Annotated in this window: 16 protein-coding genes; 10 read left to right on the forward strand and 6 right to left on the reverse strand. The window is 62.4% G+C overall.

The window, feature by feature from the left end:
- Nucleotides 1–91 precede the first annotated feature (91 nt).
- The gene (locus tag FJ428_RS02940; RefSeq protein ID WP_140494844.1) at nt 92–631 is read left to right on the forward strand and encodes a sugar transferase; all 540 of its coding nucleotides are present in this window, start codon (nt 92–94) and stop codon (nt 629–631) included.
- On the opposite strand, the gene FJ428_RS02945 is transcribed toward FJ428_RS02940, so the two are convergent.
- Together FJ428_RS02945 and FJ428_RS02950 are read right to left on the reverse strand one after the other, a co-directional pair.
- Complete coding sequence (locus FJ428_RS02945; protein ID WP_140878909.1) at nt 619–1,566, reverse strand: NAD-dependent epimerase/dehydratase family protein; 948 nt, start codon at nt 1,564–1,566, stop codon at nt 619–621. The genes FJ428_RS02940 and FJ428_RS02945 overlap by 13 nt on opposite strands.
- Nucleotides 1,567–1,583: 17 nt before the next feature.
- Entirely contained in the window at nt 1,584–2,861 is a 1,278-nt protein-coding gene (locus tag FJ428_RS02950; protein WP_140514968.1) for an O-antigen ligase, read from the reverse strand.
- 483 nt (nt 2,862–3,344) lie between these two features.
- Between FJ428_RS02950 and cysD the strand changes: the two genes are divergently transcribed.
- Genes cysD through cysQ form a run of 3 tightly spaced genes read left to right on the forward strand, consistent with a single transcriptional unit; the run spans nt 3,345 to nt 6,992 of the window.
- Nucleotides 3,345–4,250, forward strand: a complete 906-nt coding sequence (gene cysD, locus FJ428_RS02955) for a sulfate adenylyltransferase subunit CysD (protein WP_140494839.1) — start codon at nt 3,345–3,347, stop codon at nt 4,248–4,250.
- A 2-nt stretch (nt 4,251–4,252) separates the two neighbouring features.
- Nucleotides 4,253–6,190, forward strand: a complete 1,938-nt coding sequence (gene cysN, locus FJ428_RS02960) for a sulfate adenylyltransferase subunit CysN (protein WP_181167193.1) — start codon at nt 4,253–4,255, stop codon at nt 6,188–6,190.
- Nucleotides 6,191–6,200: 10 nt separating this feature from the next.
- Nucleotides 6,201–6,992: a 3'(2'),5'-bisphosphate nucleotidase CysQ gene (gene cysQ, locus FJ428_RS02965; RefSeq protein ID WP_181165144.1), complete on the forward strand. Its 792-nt coding sequence runs from the start codon at nt 6,201–6,203 to the stop codon at nt 6,990–6,992.
- Nucleotides 6,993–7,002: 10 nt separating this feature from the next.
- Here the strand turns inward: cysQ and FJ428_RS02970 are convergent, their stop codons facing one another.
- The 4 genes from FJ428_RS02970 to FJ428_RS02985 form a co-directional block, all read right to left on the reverse strand.
- Nucleotides 7,003–8,145: a DegT/DnrJ/EryC1/StrS aminotransferase family protein gene (locus FJ428_RS02970; RefSeq protein ID WP_140514910.1), complete on the reverse strand. Its 1,143-nt coding sequence runs from the start codon at nt 8,143–8,145 to the stop codon at nt 7,003–7,005.
- Nucleotides 8,146–8,640: 495 nt separating this feature from the next.
- Nucleotides 8,641–9,564 carry a carbohydrate kinase gene (locus tag FJ428_RS02975; protein ID WP_140878910.1) on the reverse strand — a complete coding sequence of 308 codons (924 nt, stop codon included), beginning with the start codon at nt 9,562–9,564 and terminating at the stop codon, nt 8,641–8,643.
- Nucleotides 9,561–10,007, reverse strand: coding sequence for an RbsD/FucU domain-containing protein (locus FJ428_RS02980; protein ID WP_140514913.1), 447 nt, complete (start codon nt 10,005–10,007; stop codon nt 9,561–9,563). Before FJ428_RS02980 ends, FJ428_RS02975 begins: the two co-directional genes overlap by 4 nt.
- A complete protein-coding gene (locus FJ428_RS02985) occupies nt 10,008–11,234 on the reverse strand; it encodes an ROK family protein (RefSeq protein ID WP_140564229.1) in 1,227 nt (408 codons plus the stop codon).
- Nucleotides 11,235–11,462: 228 nt separating this feature from the next.
- Between FJ428_RS02985 and FJ428_RS02990 the strand changes: the two genes are divergently transcribed.
- The 6 genes from FJ428_RS02990 (at nt 11,463) to glgC (ending at nt 20,697) form a co-directional block, all read left to right on the forward strand.
- Complete coding sequence (locus FJ428_RS02990) at nt 11,463–12,479, forward strand: sugar ABC transporter substrate-binding protein (protein ID WP_181167209.1); 1,017 nt, start codon at nt 11,463–11,465, stop codon at nt 12,477–12,479.
- A 156-nt stretch (nt 12,480–12,635) separates the two neighbouring features.
- Nucleotides 12,636–13,697, forward strand: coding sequence for an ABC transporter permease (locus tag FJ428_RS02995; protein WP_140494823.1), 1,062 nt, complete (start codon nt 12,636–12,638; stop codon nt 13,695–13,697).
- Complete coding sequence (locus tag FJ428_RS03000) at nt 13,694–14,476, forward strand: ATP-binding cassette domain-containing protein (protein ID WP_140495053.1); 783 nt, start codon at nt 13,694–13,696, stop codon at nt 14,474–14,476. The genes FJ428_RS02995 and FJ428_RS03000 overlap by 4 nt, the downstream gene beginning before the upstream one ends.
- A 132-nt stretch (nt 14,477–14,608) precedes the next feature.
- Complete coding sequence (locus FJ428_RS03005) at nt 14,609–17,077, forward strand: glycogen/starch/alpha-glucan phosphorylase (RefSeq protein WP_140514917.1); 2,469 nt, start codon at nt 14,609–14,611, stop codon at nt 17,075–17,077.
- A gap of 104 nt (nt 17,078–17,181) precedes the next feature.
- Entirely contained in the window at nt 17,182–19,428 is a 2,247-nt protein-coding gene (gene glgB / locus FJ428_RS03010; RefSeq protein WP_140494818.1) for a 1,4-alpha-glucan branching protein GlgB, read from the forward strand.
- A 3-nt stretch (nt 19,429–19,431) separates the two neighbouring features.
- Entirely contained in the window at nt 19,432–20,697 is a 1,266-nt protein-coding gene (glgC, locus tag FJ428_RS03015; protein WP_140494816.1) for a glucose-1-phosphate adenylyltransferase, read from the forward strand.
- Nucleotides 20,698–20,735: the final 38 nt, after the last annotated feature.

Here is a 20,735-nt window from a genome sequence, read left to right on the forward strand (position 1 = left end):
GGTCGAGCTTGGTCGAGCGATAGCCTCATGCTACGTCGAGCGGATTCGTATTTTCGTCTTTGGTTTTGGCAACGAGCACTATCGGCGGTTCATGAAGACAGCCAAGCAAATCTTCGATCTTGCCGGCGCGGCGCTGCTGCTCCTGGTCACTTCACCCGTCCTGGCGCTCGCTGTCCTGGCTGTTCGTATATCGTCGCCCGGTCCGGCCATCTTTTCTCAAACGCGGGTTGGCCGCGATGGCGTGCTCTTTCGCTGTCACAAATTGCGCACGATGTATGTCGGCACGCCATCCTTGCCTTCGCACGAGGCGCCGGCGAATGCCGTGACGCCGGCCGGAAAGACCCTGCGGAAGTTCAAGCTCGATGAGCTGCCGCAGTTCTGGAATGTTCTGAAGGGCGAGATGAGCTTGGTCGGACCGCGTCCCTGTCTGCCGACGCAAACCGAGCTGATCGAGTGCCGCCGACGGCTGGGCGTTTCATCGGCGCTTCCCGGCATCACCGGCCTGGCTCAGGTCAAGGGCATCGACATGTCGGACCCGGCCCTATTGGCCGAAACCGATGCCGACTATCTCAAGGTCGCCTCGATCGGCCTTGATCTTCGCATCCTGCTCGCGACGATTTATCCAGGTTGAGCTTGCCTGCTGCGCGCCGCGATTTCGCTTAGACGATCAAGCGTCGCTGTTTCCGGCAGCCAGCCCTGCGAGATGAGCAGGGAAGGGTCGCATATCTGTGTCGCCGTCATGCTTTCCCAAAACGCCCGCTTGCCTAGCGCCACCGCGGCCATCCGCATCAGGCTGGCCGGTACGGCAGCCAGGCGCACCGGCCGCCCAAGTCCCTTCCGGAAGGCGCTTACGACGGCTGCCACCGACACCGGAGGCACGTCGCTGGCTATATAGGCAGGGCTGAGCGGCCCCGGATGAGCCAACAAATGCCGCACGGCTTGCGCGGCTGCGTCGGCCGACACCAGCGAGCGGATTCCTGTCAGAATACCTGTCGGCAGCGGCAGGCCCGTATCGGCCAGGCCCATCAGCATTGCGAGATTGCCCTTCATGCCGCTTGCGTAGGCCGCCGGCAGGCGCAGCACGGCGGCGTCGGCGCGGCCGTGCGATGCATAGGCGTCCAGGACCCTGATCTCGCCCTCGCGTTTCGAGCGCCCGTAGGCGCATTGCGGATCGGGGACCGTATGCTCGTCGATCGTTGCGCTGACGCGGGCGCCGATCACGGCCCGGACCGATGACAGTTGGATGAAGCGTCCGCTTGCCTGCATGGCGGCCGCATGCGCCAGCCGCGCGCTCAGTTCCGCGTTGGCGGCTCGGTAGTCGGCTTCGGTGGCCTCGCCTTGATCATTGTTCAAGCCGGCGCAGTGAACGACGTCCGTGACGTCACGGGTGACGGCAAGGAAGTCCTTGGCCGGCGCATCGAAACGCGGCAAGCCAACGATGTCGCTGCCCGAAGCGAGCCTTTCTGGGTAGCGCGAGGCGAGGCGAACCTCCACCCCTGCCTCGCAAAGCCTTCGCACGACAAGGCGTCCGATGAAGCCCGATGCGCCTGTGACCAAGACCTTCATTGCCTTGCCCGGAGCCGCTATTGCGTGACTGGCGGAAGCGGCATCTCTTCCGGCAACGGGGCCTGACGTCCCGACGCAAGATAGGTCCCGGATACCAGGAAGACCATGAACACCGAATCCAGGATGTCTTGGCCGATCAGGATGCCTGTCATCCCAGCCGTCAGGTAGGTGATCACCATGACGACGACCATGGTGGCGCCAAAGCGCTCGATCGGGTCGGCGCTGTTGCGCAGGACCAGGGCGGCGTTTCTGCCGGCGACGACAAAGATCGCCGCCAAAGTCACGGCGCCCAGGATGCCCGCCTGTACCAATGCCGTCAGGAAGCCATTGTGGAAATGATTGAAACCTGCCGTTTTCGCGAACAGGTCTTGGAAGCCCTGCCTGATCAAGAGCTGGTTGGCGCCCACTCCGTGTCCGAACAAGGGCATGTCGCGAAATGCCTTCAGGCCGATGTCCCAGAGGGCAACACGTATTCCAAGCGAGGTGTCGGAATTGCCGTGCGCCCCAAGCGCGTCCCAATCAGAGCGCAGAAAATCAAATCTGTCGGATATTGTATGGAAGCCGATAGCGGCGACCGCGACGCCGATCGCCGCCATCAGAAGCAGCAGACGGACGGCATTCTTCCCTTTCAGCCAATGCTGGTTGATCAACAGCACGGCAATGCCGGAAATCAGCAGCGCCAGCCAGATGATGCGCGTGCCGGAATAGATGATGGCGATCGTTCCGCCGAGCGCTGCGCAGATCAGCGCACTCTTGTGCCTTTCGATGCCCGACAGGGCACCGGCCACGCAGGCCATCACTGCAAGGCAGACGACCGTGGCGAACACGATCGCATTTCCCGCTCCGCCCTCCGCCCTCATCCCGATCCAATATTGCTGGATGATCGCCAACAGCAGCGCGACGAAACAAGCGGCCATGCTGCTGAGGATTATGATCCGGACAAGGGTTGTTTTCTGCGTAATGCTCCAGGTTGAATAGGAGAGGGGGAAAAACAGGAAGGTGACGAGCGGGATCAGATGCGGCGCATCCCTGACAATTGCGTTATTGGCGAGCGAAGCCAGGAGATTTGCCGCGCAATAGGCATAGATCGCGATCGTGAGCGCCATCATCGCCCGGTCGATGTTGAAGCGCCTCTTTTTCGAGGCGATCAAAAGAACCGACCACAGGCCGCCGCCGTTGAACACGAAGCTCACCACAGACCCCAGGACCGGTGGAAAAAAGAAGCAAGCGATGGAAAAATAGATATTGATCCGCGCGGGCGAGAACTGCCGTCTTATCGATGAAAGCTGGCTCAAGGGCGGCTCACCATTCTCGGACGCTTCACACGGCGGATTGTCTGACGGCGGCGAACATAGCCCTGCCGAAATTGCCCGTGTCGCATCGTGCATCTGCCCGCTTTCAGGGGCCGGTATAGCGGCTTGGGTCTTTTTCTGAAAGTGCATCAAGGCCGATTGCCACCGAAAATCGGTAGTCGCTGGCAGACGATCGGATTTGGGCGCGGCGAAGACTGCGTGCTTTTCATCAAGCAATTTTTTCCCCCGCATTTTCTCAGCCGCCGGCGTGACAAGCAGGAATTTCCGCATTTTGACGCATGGATGGAAAATTCATTCCCGAACCACTCCTTGCCAGGCGCGTCTTGCATTGTTCTGGGCAGCGGCGATCTGCTAGAACGCCCGCAAGAATAACATTGTCCAGAAGCAAGCTTGAACCGGGCGGGAAGCCCGATGATTTGATGCCAGGTCTTCTGTCGGAAGGCACGAGAGAACGCTAGACAGGCCATGACAACAGCGCTTACGCACCTGCAGCGGCTTGAGGCCGAGTCAATCCACATATTCCGTGAAGTCGCGGCCGCCTTCGCCAAGCCGGTCATGCTCTATTCCGTAGGCAAGGATTCGTCCGTGCTGATGCACCTGGCGATGAAGGCGTTCTATCCCGCCAAGCCGCCCTTTCCGTTCCTTCATGTCGACACAACCTGGAAATTTCGCGAGATGATCGCCTTTCGCGATCAGATGGCGCAAAAACTCGGTTTCGATCTCCTGGTTCACGTCAACCAGGATGGCGTGCGCGACAACATCAATCCCTTCGATCATGGCTCGAACACGCACACCCATGTGATGAAGACCGTGGCGCTGCGCCAGGCGCTCGACAAATACGGTTTCGATGCCGCCTTTGGCGGCGCCCGCCGCGACGAGGAAAAATCGCGCGCCAAGGAGCGCATCTTTTCCTTCCGCAACGCCCAGCACGTCTGGGATCCGAAGAATCAGCGCCCCGAAATGTGGAAGATCTTCAACACCCGCATCGCCACGGGTGAATCGATCCGCGTCTTTCCGCTGTCCAACTGGACCGAGCTCGACATCTGGCAGTACATCCTGCAGGAGAACATCCCGATCGTGCCGCTCTATTTCGCCAAGCAGCGGCCGGTCGTGGAACGCGATGGCATGCTCATCCTCAAGGACGACGATCGCATGAAATTGCGCCCCGGTGAGGCGATCGAGAATCGGCTGGTGCGCTTCCGCACGCTCGGCTGCTACCCGCTGACCGGCGCTATCGAATCGGAAGCAGACACGCTGGAAGCTATCGTCGGCGAGATGCTGACCGCGCGCACCTCCGAACGGCAGGGCCGCCTGATCGACCGGGACGAAGCCGGCTCGATGGAAAAGAAGAAGCGCGAGGGGTATTTCTGACCATGCGCCACATCATGGCAAAGAGCCTCGCACCTACCGACGGCGTCCGCGATTATCTGGCGGCGCAGGAGAAGAAATCGCTGCTGCGCTTCCTCACCTGCGGCTCCGTCGACGATGGCAAGTCGACGCTGATCGGCCGCCTGCTCTCGGACACCAAGCAGATTTTCGAGGACCAGCTCGCCGCGCTCGAACGCGATTCGCGCAAGCACGGCACGACCGGCGACGACATCGATTTCGCACTGCTGGTCGACGGTCTCGAAGCCGAGCGCGAGCAAGGCATCACCATCGACGTCGCCTATCGCTTCTTCGCCACGCCAAAGCGCAAATTCATTGTCGCCGACACGCCCGGCCACGAGCAGTACACGCGTAACATGGCGACCGGCGCGTCCACCGCCGACCTGGCAATCGTGCTGATCGATGCGCGGCAAGGCGTGCTGCGCCAGACCAGGCGCCACTCGATCATCGCCTCGCTGCTCGGCATCCGCCATATCGTGCTGGCCGTCAACAAGATCGATCTCGTCGATTTCGACCAGGCGGTCTTCGACCGGATCACGCAGGACTATCTGCAATTTTCGCGCGATCTCGGCTTTGAGACCATCGTGCCGATCCCGATGTCGGCGCGCTACGGCGACAACGTCACCGGCCGCTCCGACAGGATGGAATGGTATTCCGGCCCGACGCTGATCGAACATCTCGAAACCGTTTCGGTCGACGAGGCCGCGGCCGAGCTGCCGTTCCGTTTTCCGGTGCAGTACGTCAACCGCCCCAATCTCGATTTTCGCGGCTTCGCCGGAACGATCGCCTCGGGCGCGATCTCGCAAGGCGACGAGGTCGTCGTCGCCAAATCGGGCAAATCCTCCCGCGTCAGACGCATCGTCGCGCAGGGTGGCGACCTCGCCCAGGCGGTTGCCGGCCAGGCCATCACGCTTGTCCTCGATGACGAGGTCGAGATTTCCCGGGGCAACATGCTGGTGGCGCCTGCGGCACGCCCGCAGGTCGCCGACCAGTTCGCCGCCAACATCGTCTGGTTCGACGAACATGCGCTGTTGCCGGGCCGCTCCTATATCCTGCGCACCGAGACCGACCAGACCAGCGCTACCGTCACCGATTTGAAATATCGGGTCAATGTCAATGACTTTGCCCGTGAAGCTGCCAAGTCGCTCGAGATGAACGAAGTGGGCATCTGCAACATCTCGACGCGCACGCCGATCGCTTTCGACACCTTCGCCGAGAACCGTACAACCGGCGCGTTCATCCTGATCGACCGCATCAGCAACGCCACGGTCGGCGCCGGCATGATCCTGCATTCGCTGCGCCGTGCCGAGAACATCCATTGGCAATCGCTCGATGTCGGCAAGCGGGTACGTGCCGACATCAAGAACCAGCGGCCCGCCGTGTTCTGGTTCACCGGGCTGTCGGGCTCGGGCAAATCGACCATCGCCAACCTGTTCGAGAAGAAGCTGTTTGCCTCCGGGCGCCATACCTACATTCTCGACGGCGACAATGTCCGCCACGGCCTCAACCGGGATCTCGGCTTTACCGACGCCGACCGCGTCGAAAACATCCGCCGCGTCGCCGAAGTGGCCCGCCTCATGGCCGATGCAGGGCTGATCGTCATCGTTTCCTTCATTTCGCCTTTCAGCGCCGAGCGGCGCATGGCCCGCGAATTGATGGCCGAAGGCGAGTTCGTCGAAGTGTTCGTCGACACGCCGTTCGAGGAATGCGCCAGGCGTGACCCGAAAGGCCTCTACGCCCGCGCGCTCAATGGCGAGATCAAGAATTTCACCGGTGTCGACTCGCCTTACGAAGCGCCGGAAAAACCGGAAATCCATCTGAAGACGCTCGGCAAATCGGCCGAGGAGATGGTAGATGCCCTGGAACACTGGCTGAACGAGCGTGACATTGCCGAAGACCAATACGACAATGGCGGCGGCATCTGACGACAGGTCGATGCTCGAAATTTTCGAGGGGCTCGCTTTGGCGGCCGGCCGCGAGGTCATGCGTGTGTTCCACGCCGGCTGCGCGGTCGACCAGAAATCAGATTCCTCGCCGGTGACCGAGGCGGACCGCGAGAGCGAGAAGATCATTCTGGCCGGATTGCGTGCGGCCTTTCCCGACATTCCCTGCGTGGCCGAGGAGGAAGCATCCGCCGGCATCGTGCCGCCGGACCTGGACGGGGCTTTCTTCCTGATCGATCCGCTGGACGGCACCAAGGAATTCGTCAATCGCCGCACCGATTTCACCGTCAACATCGCGCTTGTCCGCCACGGCGTGCCGGAAGTCGGCGTCGTTTTCGCGCCCTGCACGGGCCGGTTCTTTTCCGGGCTGCCGGGCAAGGCGGAATTCCTCGAAATAGATGGCGACTTCCGCATCGTCTCTCGCCGGCCGATTTCGGTGAGGGCGGCTGCGACGCCGCTGGCGGTGGTTGCGAGCCGCTCCCACAACACGCCCGAAACCGAAGCCTATATTCGTGACCTAGGCATCGCCGAGATCGTCTCTGTCGGCTCGTCGCTGAAATTCTGTCTGGTCGCCAATGGCGAGGCGGACATTTATCCGCGCTTCGGTCGTACCATGGAGTGGGATACCGCAGCCGGCGATGCCGTGCTGCGCGCCGCGGGCGGCATCACGCGCACGTTGGATGGACAGCCCTTGATGTATGGCAAGCGAGACCAGGGCGGCGATGCGGATTTTGCCAATCCGCATTTCATCGCCAGCGGCAGGGCAGGGGCAAGCTCCGCCTGAAGTCGGCTGGTTACTCGGCCGCGGCCTGCGCCGAGTTCGATCCGATATAGTTGCGGATCGTCTCGATGATCCGGTCCTGATCGGCTTCGCTGAGATAGGGATGCATCGGCAGGCACAGGATGCGCTTGGGCAATTGCTCGGATACGGCAAGGCCGGTCGGCGTTCTCGGATAGTCGCGATAGGCGATCTGCTCGTGCAGCGGCTTCACATAGTAGATGACCGACGGAATGCCTTTTTCGCCGAGATGCGCCTTCAGCCCGTCGCGCTTGGGCGTCTCGATGGCGTATTGCGCCCAGGCCGAGCGGCTGCCGTCCAGGTTGCGGGCTGCCGTGACGACATCAGCAAGCCCTTCGGCATAACGGTTCGCCACCATTTGCCGGGCAACCATCTCGTCCTCGAGAATGGCGAGCTTTTCGATCAGGATCGCGGCCTGCAGCGTGTCGAGCCGTGAATTGATGCCGACCCGGATGTTGTCATATTGCGTCTCGCCCTTGCCGTGGAAGGCGAAGGAGCGCAGCTTGTCGGCCAAGGCGTCGTCGTTGGTGAACATCGCTCCGCCGTCGCCGTAGCAGCCGAGCGGCTTCGCCGGATAGAAACTGGTCGAGCCGACCGTGCCGAACGACCCGCACATCTTGCCGTCCGCCGAACCGCCCATTGATTGGGCGGCATCCTCGATCACCATCAGGCCTTCTCGGTGGGCGATCGCCATGATGGCATCGTAGTCGGCGGCAAGGCCGAAGAGGTCGACCGGAATGATCGCCCTGGGCTTCAGCCGGCCTTCTTTCTTGATCATCGTGATCGCCGCCTCGAGGCTGGCGATGTCGATGTTGTAGGTCTTGGGATCGACGTCGACGAAAACCGGCTCGGCCTTGGCCAGCGCCACCACTTCCGCCGTGGCGGCAAAGGTGAAGCTCGGAACGAACACGGCATCGCCCGGGCCGATCCCGGCGGCGAACAGCGGCAAAAGCAGTGCGTCGGTGCCGTTGGCGCAGGCCACGACGTGCTTGACGCCGACATAGGCGGCGAGCTTTTTCTCGAATTCGGCTACCTGGGGACCGAGGATATAGCGGCCGTCCTCGACGACATGGTCGATCGCGGCCTTCAGCCGGTCGCGGATTCGTTCGCGCTGTGCGCCAAGATCGATGAACTGCATGTCGTCCTCAAACGATTTTAACCGGGCGGTCTGGCCTCGACCCGCTGGTACCAGAATTGCGCCTGCCGAGAAAGCCGGGCGCGCGGAGCGACAAATTGCCCGGTCGTGGCAGTCTGTTACCGCATTTTTCGGTGTCGGTCAGCCGGACGCCGGAAATCCGGGATTCGTGCGGCGCAATTACGGCCTTATAACCCCAGAGTCGACCCTGCTAAACATAAAGTGATCGGCCGGCTCAATCCATGTTGGGCCTTACCACGGCCCGAACTTGGGTCAGCCAAGGCCTGAGAACGGCCAGTCCGCAGTGCGGCAACTATCCGAAGATAGGAATTTTTTCTTGACGGGGTGAAGGCAACTATGCTACATATCTGCCTATGGTGCTGAGTTGCGCCAAGGACCCGCCGCACAGGCGGGTTTTCTTTACTGCCTCATCAACAGCGCGCCGGCGAAGGTTCCAAGGAACCTGTTAATTTGGATTCGTTTCCTCTGGCGCGCCACTCAGGCGATCTCATGGCGCCAGGGCGGATTGGCGCCGGCCCGCGATACCGTCACCGCCGCCGCTTTGGCGCCGAGTGTCAGGGCCGCACGGATGGCGTCCTCGGAAAGGCCTGAAATCGCCGCTTTCGTTAGCCGGCCCTGCTCATGCAGCGAGGCGAGGATGCCGGCATTGAACGTATCACCGGCGCCGACCGTATCGACCACCTCGACTTTTTGCGGCGTCACGCTGACCGTGTGATCCCTGGTGTAGCCGACGGCGCCTTCGGCGCCATGGGTGACGACGATCAGCTTGGGTCCGCGGTCGAGCCAGTTGCGCACGACGTCCTCGTGCGAGCCGGCTTCGTCGAACCAGTGAAGATCTTCATCCGAGAGTTTCACGATATCGGCCATCGCCATCATCTCGCGGATACGCTTCAGATGCTTTGCCTTGTCCGGGATGAAGTTCGGCCGGATGTTGGGGTCGAGCATCATGACGCGACGACCATGCTCGCGCTTCATCAATTCCTCGTAGGCGGCCCCCGCCGGGTCCGAAATAAGGCTGATGGCGCCGAACAGCATGGCCTCGATCTCCGGACCAAGTTGCGGCAGATCCTCGCCGGTCAGCATGCGCCCGGCGGTGTTCTCGTCGTAGAAAGTGTAGGTTGCCTGGCCATCGTTCAGCCGCACGAAGGCGAGCGTCGTCGGCCGGGGCGAAGTGTGCGCATAGGTGGAACTGACCTTGCTCGCCCCGAGCGCTTCGCGGAGCTGGCCGCCGAACAGGTCCGACGACAGGCCCGAGAAGAAGCTGGCAGGAGCGCCCAGCCGGCCGAGCGCAATGGCGGTGTTGAACACCGCGCCGCCGACATAGGGTGCGAAGGCCCGTTCTCCCTCCGTCGTCGTGCGCGGCAGCATATCGATCAGGGCCTCGCCGCAGCAAAGGATCATTGTCTTGTCGTCTCCGGCGGATGGATCACGCCCTTGCGGATGATGATGTTGGCGTAGAGCCTGGGTTCGCTGGTCGCGACGATGGCGTGCGCGGCCCTGACGCGTGCATAGAAGTCGGCGCCGGCCAGCGCAACCACCTTGCGCCCGGGCGCGCGTTTTGCACACAGCACTTCGATTTCATGATGCACGGGATCGGCGAGCGAGGGGTCGCCCTTGGCCGAGGCGCGAAACAGCGCCTCCGGCACGACGTCATCGACGGGCAGCACGCTCAATATGGCGTCCAGCACCGGAATGAGATGGTGGCCGTCGGCCCGCACCAGCCGCTTTGCCTGCTCTTCAGCCGGGTAGTTTCCATCGACCAGGGCGATTTCGTCGCCATGCCCCATCGCACGCAGGATCGCCAGAAGCTCCGGACCGAGCAGCGCCGGAATTCCGATCAGCATTCAGATGCTCCTGGAAATCGTGGTCGAACCGATCAGGAAGCGCTCGGATAGTGGCAGGCTGGCGCCCCCGAGAGCGCGCGCGTGAATACCGACGGTGCCTTCGCGGACGTTTGGCAGTTTCAATCCCTCGGCATCGACCGTGTCGATGGTTGCGATGACGGCGTCGACCAGCCTGCGGCGCACCTGCGTCGGCATCCAGCCGTCGATCACCGCCGCCTCGAAGTCGATGACGGACGATGCCGCGACGATGGCATAGGCGAGCGCCCGCGAGGCGTTTGTAATCCAGTCGTCGAGCTCGGCGCCGATCTCGCCCCAGTCCTCGGGCGACGTCCACAGATGCGAAGCCTCGACGCCACGTGCATTGAGCGCTTTTTCGAGCATGGCGATCGAAGCCACGTCGATCAATTGGGTCGGCTTTCCCTCCGGTCCGGGCACCGGCATGGAGCCCAGCGCGCCGGCGTTGCCGGTCGGGCCGCCAAAGAGCCGTCCGTTGAGGACGATGCCGCCGCCGGCAAAGGCGCCGATATAGAAATAGACGAAATCACGCGGGGCGCCTGCCTGGCCGAAGACCAGCTCCGCGCCGCAGGCCGAAGTGGCGTCGTTCTGCAGATAGACCGGAAAATCGCATTGCGCCTGGATCTCCGCGCGGATATCGCGATGGCGCCATTCGTCCATGACGTCACGCGGCGCGCCGGCGGTATCGGCCCAGTTCCAGAGCTCGAACGGCATGGCGATGCCGAGCCCCGCTATGCGCTTGTCCTGCGCGGGCGAAAGCTCGCCACGCATCTTCTTCATGCCTGATGTGACGAATTCCACCGTCTCGCGCGGGGCAGGGTAGCGGTAGGAATGCTGCAGCATCGAACGTACATTGCCGAGGAAATCGATCAGCACGAGTTCGGCGCTGCGGCGGCCGATCTTCAGGCCGATGAAGAACGCGCCCTCGGGATTGAGCGCCATGGGGATGGAGGGCTGTCCGATCTTGCCGCGCAGCGGCGCCTGCCGCAGCAGCAGGCTTTCCTCCTCGAGCTCGCGCATGATGACGGAGACGGTTTGCGCCGACAGTCCGGTCATGCGGGCGATGTCGGACTTCGCCAGGCTGCCATGCTGGCGCACCAGCGACAGCACCAGCCGCTCATTGTGGTCCCGCATGCCGCTCTGGTTGGTGCCGCGGTGAATAAGGCTCTCATTCGCCTCGGGCGAACCATGCCTGGCAATGGCCGTCTCCACCCTGTTCCTCCCGTTATTACCCCTCGATGCTTTTGGGGCAGAATGTGCGAACGGCGCAAGGCTGTCAATAATAAATAAGAGTGATTTAATTATTGACAGAGAGATTGGTCTGGTGTCATTTGAGGCAGGCATCCGTACCGGGAGAGGTTGCTTGGATGCCGGAGGGGTGCCGGTTGGCCGGCATCTGAAATGTTCCACTGGGAGGAAATCGTGACCAATACAAAACTGTTGAAATCCACCGTTTTTGCGGCGGCTGCTCTGGGCCTGATGGCATTCGCCTCGTCCGCATCCGCGGCCGGTGTCGGCGCCTGCTTGATCACCAAGACCGACACCAATCCCTTCTTCGTCAAGATGAAGGAGGGTGCGACCGCCAAGGCCAAGGAGCTTGGTGTCGACCTCAAGACTTATGCCGGCAAGATCGACGGCGACAGCGAAAGCCAGGTCGCGGCGATCGAGAGCTGCATTGCCGACGGCGCCAAGGGCATCCTCATTACCGCGTCCGACACCAAGGGCATCGTGCCGACGGTGAAGAAGGCGCGTGATGCCGGCCTGCTGGTGATCGCGCTCGACACGCCGCTCGATCCGATCGACGCCGCCGACGCGACCTTTGCTACCGACAATTTGGAGGCCGGCAAACTGATCGGCGCCTGGGCCGCCGCGACGCTCGGCGACAAGGCCAAGGACGCCAAGATCGGCTTCCTCGACCTGACCCCCTCGCAGCCGACCGTGGACGTGCTGCGCGACCAGGGCTTCATGATGGGCTACGGCATCGACGTGAAGGATCCCAACAAGATCGGCGACGAGGATGACGCGCGCATCGTCGGCCATGACGTCACCAACGGCAATGAGGAGGGCGGCCGCAAGGCGATGGAGAACCTTCTGCAGAAGGACAACACCGTCAACGTCATCCATACCATCAACGAGCCGGCCGCGGTCGGCGCCTATCAGGCGCTCAAGGCCGTCGGCCTGGAAAGCCAGGTGCTGATCGTCTCCGTCGATGGCGGCTGCCCCGGCGTGAAGTCGGTGGCCGAAGGCGTCATCGGCGCGACATCGCAGCAATATCCGCTGCAGATGGCGGCGCTCGGCATCGAGGCCATCGCCAATTTTGCCAAGGACGGCACCAAGCCGAAGCCGACCGAAGGCAAGAACTTCTTCGACACCGGCGTCAATCTGGTGACCGACAAGCCGGCCAATGGCGTGAAGTCCATCGACACCAAGGAAGGCCTCGCCAAGTGCTGGGGCTGATGCCGGTCTGACTGGCAACGAAAAACGGAGCGGCCGGACTTGATCCCCGGCCGCTTCGGGTGGACGATGGTCGCGTGACCGCGAACAATCCCGGCAGGAGACCGGAAAAGCGTGGACGGGTGTCGCCGCGTGGCGGATACCCTACGGGGAGGAAACATGTCTCAAGCTCAGGAATTCGAGAAGGTTCTCTCAGGCAGCGACACGAGCGTTGCCGCGTTTGACGAGCATAAATCGGCGGTCAGACGCATCCAGCATTTTCTGCACTCGACGCCGGCCGCGGTGCCGCTGATCGTTCTGGTCCTGGCGATCATCGTGTTCGGCCTCACCATTGGCGGGCGTTTCTTCTCGTCCTACACGCTGACGCTGATCCTGCAGCAGATCGCCATCGTCGGCATTCTGGGTGCCGCCCAGACCCTGGTCATCCTCACCGCCGGCATCGACCTTTCGATTGGCGTCATCATGGTGATTTCGGCCGTGATCATGGGCAATTGCGCCGTCAGCTACGGCCTGCCGAGCGTCCTTGCCGTAGCGATCGGACTTGCCGCGGGTGCTGCCTGCGGGCTGCTCAACGGGGTGCTTGTCGCCTACATGAAACTGCCGCCATTCATCGTGACACTCGGCACCTGGAACATCGTCATGGCGACGAACTTCATTTATTCGGCCAATGAGACGATCCGCGACACCGACGTCGACGTTCAGGCGCCGCTGCTGCATCTGTTCGCGCTCAGCTTCAAGGTCGGCACCGCTGTGCTGACGGCCGGCGTGATTGCGATGGTCGCGCTCGTGCTGCTCCTTTGGTACGTGCTCAATCACACGGCATGGGGCCGCCATGTCTACGCTGTCGGCGATGATCAGGAGGCGGCGAAACTGTCGGGTATCCAGACCAAGAAGGTGCTCATGACGGTCTATACCCTGGCCGGGCTGATCGCCGCTTTCGCCGCCTGGGTCTCCATCGGTCGCAATGGGTCGATCTCGCCGTCGGCCGCCGTGACCGACTACAATCTGCAGGCGATTACCGCCACGGTGATCGGCGGTATTTCTCTTTTCGGCGGCCGCGGCTCGATCCTCGGCACGCTGTTCGGCGCGATGATCGTCGGTGTCGTCTCCATGGGCCTCAACATGCTGGGCGCCGATCCGCAATGGAAGGTGCTGCTCACCGGCGTGCTGATCATCGGCGCCGTGGCGGTCGATCAATGGATCAGAAAGGTTTCGGCATGACCCAGGACCCTATCCTCACCGCTCGCGGACTGGTCAAGCGCTACGGCCGCGTCACCGCCTTGGACAATGCCGATTTCGACCTCTACCCCGGCGAAATCCTCGCTGTTATCGGCGACAACGGCGCCGGCAAGTCGTCGCTCATCAAGGCGATTTCAGGCGCTGTGGTGCCCGATGAAGGCGAAATCCGGCTTGAGGGCAAACCGGTCGCCTTCAAGTCGCCCATGGAGGCCCGCGAAGCCGGCATCGAAACCGTCTACCAGAACCTGGCGCTGTCGCCGGCGCTGTCGATCGCCGATAACATGTTTCTCGGCCGCGAGATACGCAAGCCCGGCTTTGTCGGCCAATGGCTTCGCATGCTCGACCGTCCGGCGATGGAAAAGCGCGCCCGCGACAAGCTGACTGAACTCGGCTTGATGACCATCCAGAACATCAGCCAGGCGGTGGAGACGCTGTCCGGCGGCCAGCGCCAGGGCGTGGCAGTGGCGCGCGCCGCCGCTTTCGGCTCCAAGATGGTTATCATGGACGAGCCGACGGCAGCACTTGGCGTCAAGGAAAGCCGCCGCGTGCTGGAACTCATCCTCGACGTGAAGAAGCGGGGCCTGCCGATCGTGCTGATCTCGCACAACATGCCGCATGTCTTCGAAGTGGCAGACCGCATCCACATCCATCGGCTGGGTCGTCGGCTGTGCGTCATCGATCCCAAACAACATACAATGTCCGATGCCGTCGCATTCATGACCGGGGCAAAGACGCCGCCGGAGGCGGCGCTGGCGGCCTGAACTGCCAAATTGCCGCTGGGTAAGTCGCCTCCGGCTTACTTAAATCGATTGAACGTTTGCTGCAATGCGGTAGCATGGGCTGGGATGAATGATGAAAGCCGGTATGATCGTGGCAAACGCACGAGAGGCAGCATGACGCGCACGATGACATCCGACCCCCTCCCGCCACTGCTTGAAAATCCCGACCCCAAGACGCTCGCAAGGGAAGTCTTGATGGCCCTCAAATACAGGGTCGGCAAGGACACCACCGTCGCCACCCAGTACGATTGGCTGACCGCCTCGATCAAGGTCGTGCGCGACCGCATCGTCGATCGCTGGATGCAGGCGACGAAAGAGGCCTACGCCCAGCAGGAAAAGCGCGTCTATTACCTCTCGCTGGAGTTCCTCATCGGCCGCCTGATGCGTGACGCCTTCTCCAATCTCGGCCTGATGGAGAACATGCGCGAGGCGTTGTCGTCGCTGGGTGTGGAACTCGACCTCATCGCCACGCTCGAGCCGGATGCAGCACTTGGCAATGGCGGCCTCGGCCGGCTCGCCGCCTGCTTCATGGAAAGCATGGCCACCGTCGATATTCCCGCGCATGGCTACGGTATCCGCTACGCCAACGGCATGTTCCGCCAGGAGATACATGACGGTTGGCAGGTAGAATTGCCCGAGACTTGGCTCGATCACGGTAACCCCTGGGAGTTCGAACGCCGCGAACGGTCGTTCGAGGTCGGGTTCGGCGGCTCGGTGGAATCGGTCACCACCAGGGATGGCCGGCTGGAACGCCATGTCTGGAAGCCGACCGAGCATGTGCTGGCCGTCGCCTACGACACACCCGTCGTGGGCTGGCGGGGGAACCGCGTCAACACCTTGCGGCTTTGGTCGGGCATGCCGGTCGATCCGATTCTGCTCGACAAGTTCAATGCTGGCGACCACATCGGCGCACTCGCCGAAAGCAACAAGGCCGACGCGCTGTCGCGCGTACTCTATCCCGCCGATTCCCACATGGCAGGGCAGGAACTCAGGCTGCGGCAGGAATATTTTTTCTCCACCGCCTCTTTGCAGGACATCGTGCAGCGGCATCTCAGCCAATATGGCGACCTGAAGTCGCTGCCCGACAAGGCGGCAATCCACCTCAACGACACCCATCCGGCGATCGCCGTGCCGGAGCTGATGCGCCTCCTGATGGACGTCCACGGCATGGATTTCGACCGGGCCTGGGACACCACCAAACGCACCTTCGGCTATACCAACCACACGCTGCTGCCGGAGGCGCTGGAAAGCTGGCCGGTGCCGCTGTTCGAGCGGCTTTTGCCGCGCCATATGCAGATCGTCTACGCCATCAACGCGCAGGTGCTGCTCGAGGCGCGCGCCACCAATCAGTTCTCCGGCGAGCAGATCAGCCGCATCTCGCTGATCCAGGAGAATGGCGACCGCCGCGTGCGCATGGGCAATCTCGCCTTCGTCGGTTCGCATTCGATCAACGGCGTCTCGGCGCTGCATACCGAGCTGATGAAGGAAACGGTATTCGCCGACCTGCACACGCTCTACCCCGACCGCATCAACAACAAGACCAACGGCATCACGCCGCGGCGCTGGCTGATCCAGTGCAACCCAGGTCTGACCGCACTCGCCCGCGAGGCGATCGGCGACCGCTTCCTGGATGACATCGAGGCCATCAAGGGGCTCGATGCCTTTGCCGACGATACCGCTTTCCGCGAAAAATTCGCCGGCGTGAAGCGGCAGAACAAGGTGAAGTTGGCCAATCTCGTCGCCGACCGGCTCGGTATCAGGCTTGATCCCTCGGCGCTGTTCGACATCCAGGTCAAGCGCATCCACGAATACAAGCGCCAACTCCTGAACATCCTCGAGGCGGTCGCGCTCTACGACCAGATCCGCTCGCACCCGGAGCGCGACTGGATGCCGCGCGTGAAATTCTTCGGCGGCAAGGCGGCGCCCAGCTACCACAATGCCAAGCTGATCATCAAACTGGCCAACGACGTTGCCAGGGTCATCAACCGCGATCCGGCCGTTCGCGGCTTGCTCAAGGTGGTGTTCGTGCCGAACTACAATGTCAGCCTCGCCGAGATCATGATGCCGGCCGCCGACCTCTCCGAGCAGATATCGACCGCCGGCATGGAGGCTTCGGGCACCGGCAACATGAAGTTCGCGCTGAACGGCGCGCTGACCATTGGCACGCTCGACGGCGCCAATGTCGAAATCAAGGAGTGCGTCGGCGACGACAACATCTTCATCTTCGGCCTGACCACGGCGGAGGTCGCCGAGCGCCGCAACAATGGCTACGATCCACGTGGCGTCATCAAGGCATCGCCCGAACTGTCGCAGGCGCTCGCGGCCGTTTCATCGGGCGTCTTTTCGCCCGATGATCCCAACCGCTACCGCGATCTCATCAATGGTCTCTACGACAGCGACTGGTTCATGGTCGCGGCGGATTTCGACGCCTATGCCACTTGCCAGCGAGACGTCGACGCCGTCTGGCGCAACAGTCCGGACTGGTACGCCAGGGCAATCCGCAACGTCGCGCGCGTCGGCTGGTTCTCTTCCGATCGCACGATCCGCCAATACGCGAAAGACATCTGGAACGTACCTGCCTGATGTGATTGCATGAGGCCACGAACGATGTAGTCCGGGGTGTGAGTTCAAACGCCGAATTTATACCTTAAAACAAACATTTGGTGCCCGGGGAGGGACACTGCCCGATGAGGAAACCGCGCGCGACCGCTGCGACAAGCGGGCCGGACGGATCGGCCCCGGCCAGCGATGTCGCGGCGATTGTCGCCGGCACGCACGGCAATCCGTTTGCGGTCCTCGGCGTCCATGAGGTGGGCAAGAACCTGTTTGCCCGCTGTTTCGTTCCGCATGCGGAGTTCGTCACCGCCTATACGCTGACCGGCATGATTGCTGGTGAACTGTCCAGGCGTGACGATGGCGGCTTTTTCGAAGGCAAGCTGTCGATCAAGAAGCGCCAGCCATTGCGCTATCACGCCAGGAATGCCGGGGGCGACTGGTGGTTGACCGATCCCTATTCTTTCGGCCCGGTGCTCGGTCCGATGGACGATTACTACATTGCCGAGGGCTCGCATCTGAGGCTGTTCGACAAGCTCGGCGCGCATGTCATCGAGCACGAAGGCGCCACCGGCGTGCATTTCGCCGTCTGGGCCCCCAATGCAAGGCGCGTCTCGGTGGTCGGCGATTTCAACGACTGGGACGGCCGCCGCCATTCGATGCGCGACCGCCGCGACACCGGCATCTGGGAGGTATTCATCCCCGATATCGGCGCCGGCAGGCCCTACAAGTACGAGATCATCGGCCCCGATGGCGTGAGATTGCCGCTGAAGGCCGATCCGTTTGCCTTCAAGTCCGAACTGCGCCCGGCGACCGCGTCGGTGACCGCTGCGTCGCCCGCCCATCAATGGGGCGACGAGGCGCATCGCAGTTTCTGGCGCAATGCCGATCCCCGGCGCGAGGCCATCTCCATCTACGAGGTCCATGCCGGCTCCTGGCAGCTTCGCGACGATGGAACGTTTCTGTCATGGGATGAACTGGCCGACCGGCTGATCCCCTATGTCGTCGAGACGGGCTTCACCCACATTGAGTTCATGCCGATCTCCGAACATCCCTATGATCCCTCCTGGGGCTACCAGACGACAGGCCTCTATGCGCCATCGGCGCGCTTTGGCGACCCGGCCGGCTTTGCCCGCTTTGTCGACGGCGCCCACCGTGCCGGCGTCGGCGTCATCCTCGACTGGGTGCCGGCGCATTTTCCGGTCGACGAGCACGGCCTTGTCCATTTCGACGGCACTGCGCTCTACGAGCATGCCGATCCGCGCCAGGGCTTTCATCCCGACTGGAACACCGCGATCTACAATTTCGGCCGCCGCGAGGTGGTGTCGTTCCTGGTCAACAACGCGTTGTTCTGGGCCGAAAAATATCATGTCGACGGCCTGCGCGTCGACGCGGTCGCCTCGATGCTCTACCTCGATTATTCGCGCAAGGCAGGCGAATGGATTCCTAACGAGAAGGGCGGCCGCGAGAACCTCGAGGCGGTCAGCTTCCTGCAGAAGATGAACAAGGAGCTCTACGGCCACCATCCGGGCGTCATGACCATCGCCGAGGAATCGACCTCGTGGCCGAAGGTCTCGGCTCCGGTCCATGAAGGCGGGCTGGGCTTCGGCTTCAAGTGGAACATGGGCTTCATGCACGACACGCTGGAGTATTTCTCCAAGGAGCCGATCTTCCGCAAACACCACCACAACGACCTCACCTTCGGCCTGGTCTACGCTTTCTCGGAAAACTTCGTGCTGCCGCTCTCGCATGACGAGGTCGTGCACGGCAAAGGCACGCTGCTTGGCAAGATGGCCGGCGACGACTGGCAGAAATTCGCGACCTTGCGCGCCTACTACGCTTTCATGTGGGGCTACCCCGGCAAGAAGCTGCTGTTCATGGGCCAGGAGTTCGCGCAGCGCCGCGAATGGAGCGAGGCGCGCGCGCTCGACTGGAATCTTCTCGATTTCCGCTCGCATCGCGGTGTCTGGCAGGTGGTGCGCGACCTCAACTATCTCTACCGCTCGCGACCGGCCCTGCACGGCCGCGACTGCGAGCCGGAAGGCTTTTCCTGGCTGATCGTCGACGACAGCCAGAATTCCGTCTTCGCCTGGCTGCGCAGCGCGCCGGGAGGCAATCCGGTCGCGATCATCTCCAATTTCACGCCGGTGCCGCGCGACAACTACCGCGTGCCGCTGCCGAAAGCCGGCACATGGCGCGAGATCATCAACACGGACGCTTCCGAATATGGCGGATCCGGCAAGGGCAATGGCGGCGCCGTCGAAGCGCGGGCGGAGGAAGGGGGCATCTCCGCAACGATGCTCTTGCCGCCGCTGTCGACGATCATGCTTGAACTGGTCGCGGAACAAGCCATGTCGAGACCGGGTAACTTGGGAGGGTAGAAAATGGCAAACTCGAAACGAACCCAGCCGCTGGCCCGCGACGCCATGGCCTATGTGCTGGCCGGCGGGCGCGGCAGCCGCCTCAAGGAACTGACCGACCGGCGCGCCAAGCCGGCGGTCTATTTCGGCGGCAAGACGCGCATCATCGATTTCGCGCTCTCCAACGCCCTCAACTCCGGCATCCGCCGCCTTGGGGTTGCAACCCAATACAAGGCGCATTCGCTGATCCGCCATTTGCAGCGCGGCTGGAACTTCCTGCGGCCCGAACGAAACGAAAGCTTCGATATCCTGCCGGCCAGCCAGCGCGTGTCGGAAACCCAGTGGTATGAAGGCACGGCCGACGCGGTCTACCAGAACATCGACATCATCGAGGCCTATGGCCCCGAATACATGGTCATCCTCGCCGGCGATCACATCTACAAGATGGACTACGAGCTGATGCTGCGCCAGCATGTCGACGCCGGCGCCGATGTCACCGTCGGCTGCCTCGAAGTGCCGCGCATGGAGGCCACGGGCTTCGGCGTCATGCATGTCGATGCCAAGGACAACATCATCGCCTTCGTCGAAAAGCCGGCCGACCCTCCCGGCATTCCAGACAAACCGGAGTTTGCCCTGGCCTCGATGGGCATCTACGTGTTCAAGACCAAGTTCCTGATGGAGCAGCTGCGCCGCGATGCGGCCGAGCCCGGTTCAAGCCGCGACTTCGGCAAGGACATCATCCCCTATATCGTCGAGCACGGTAAGGCGATCGCCCACCGCTTCGCCAAGTCCTGCGTGCGCTCGACCGCGGAAAATGAGGCCTACTGGCGCGATGTCGGCACCGTCGATGCCTATTGGGAAGCCAATATCGACCTGACCGACGTGACGCCCGAACTCGACCTCTACGATCGCGACTGGCCGATCTGGACCTATGCCGAGTTGAAGCCGCCGGCGAAGTTCGTGCATGACGAGGATGGACGGCGCGGTTCGGCCGTGTCCTCGCTTGTGTCGGGCGACTGCATCGTCTCGGGCGCGACGCTCAGGAAAAGCCTGATCTTCACCGGCGCGCGCATCAATTCCTACTCGACGCTGGAAGAGGTCGTCATGCTGCCCGACGTTCATGTCGGCCGGAACGCAACGTTGAAGCGCGTCGTCATCGACCACGGTGTAAGGATACCGGAAGGGCTGGTGGTCGGTGAGGATCCCGTGCTCGACGCCAAGCGCTTCCGCGTTTCGGAAAAGGGCATCTGCCTGATCACGCAGGACATGATCAACAAGTTGTCAACCTGATCAGTTTGATCAACAAGTTGTCAATCCGATCGGGTTGA

This window comes from Mesorhizobium sp. B2-8-1, assembly GCF_006440955.1.
Taxonomy (GTDB): domain Bacteria; phylum Pseudomonadota; class Alphaproteobacteria; order Rhizobiales; family Rhizobiaceae; genus Mesorhizobium.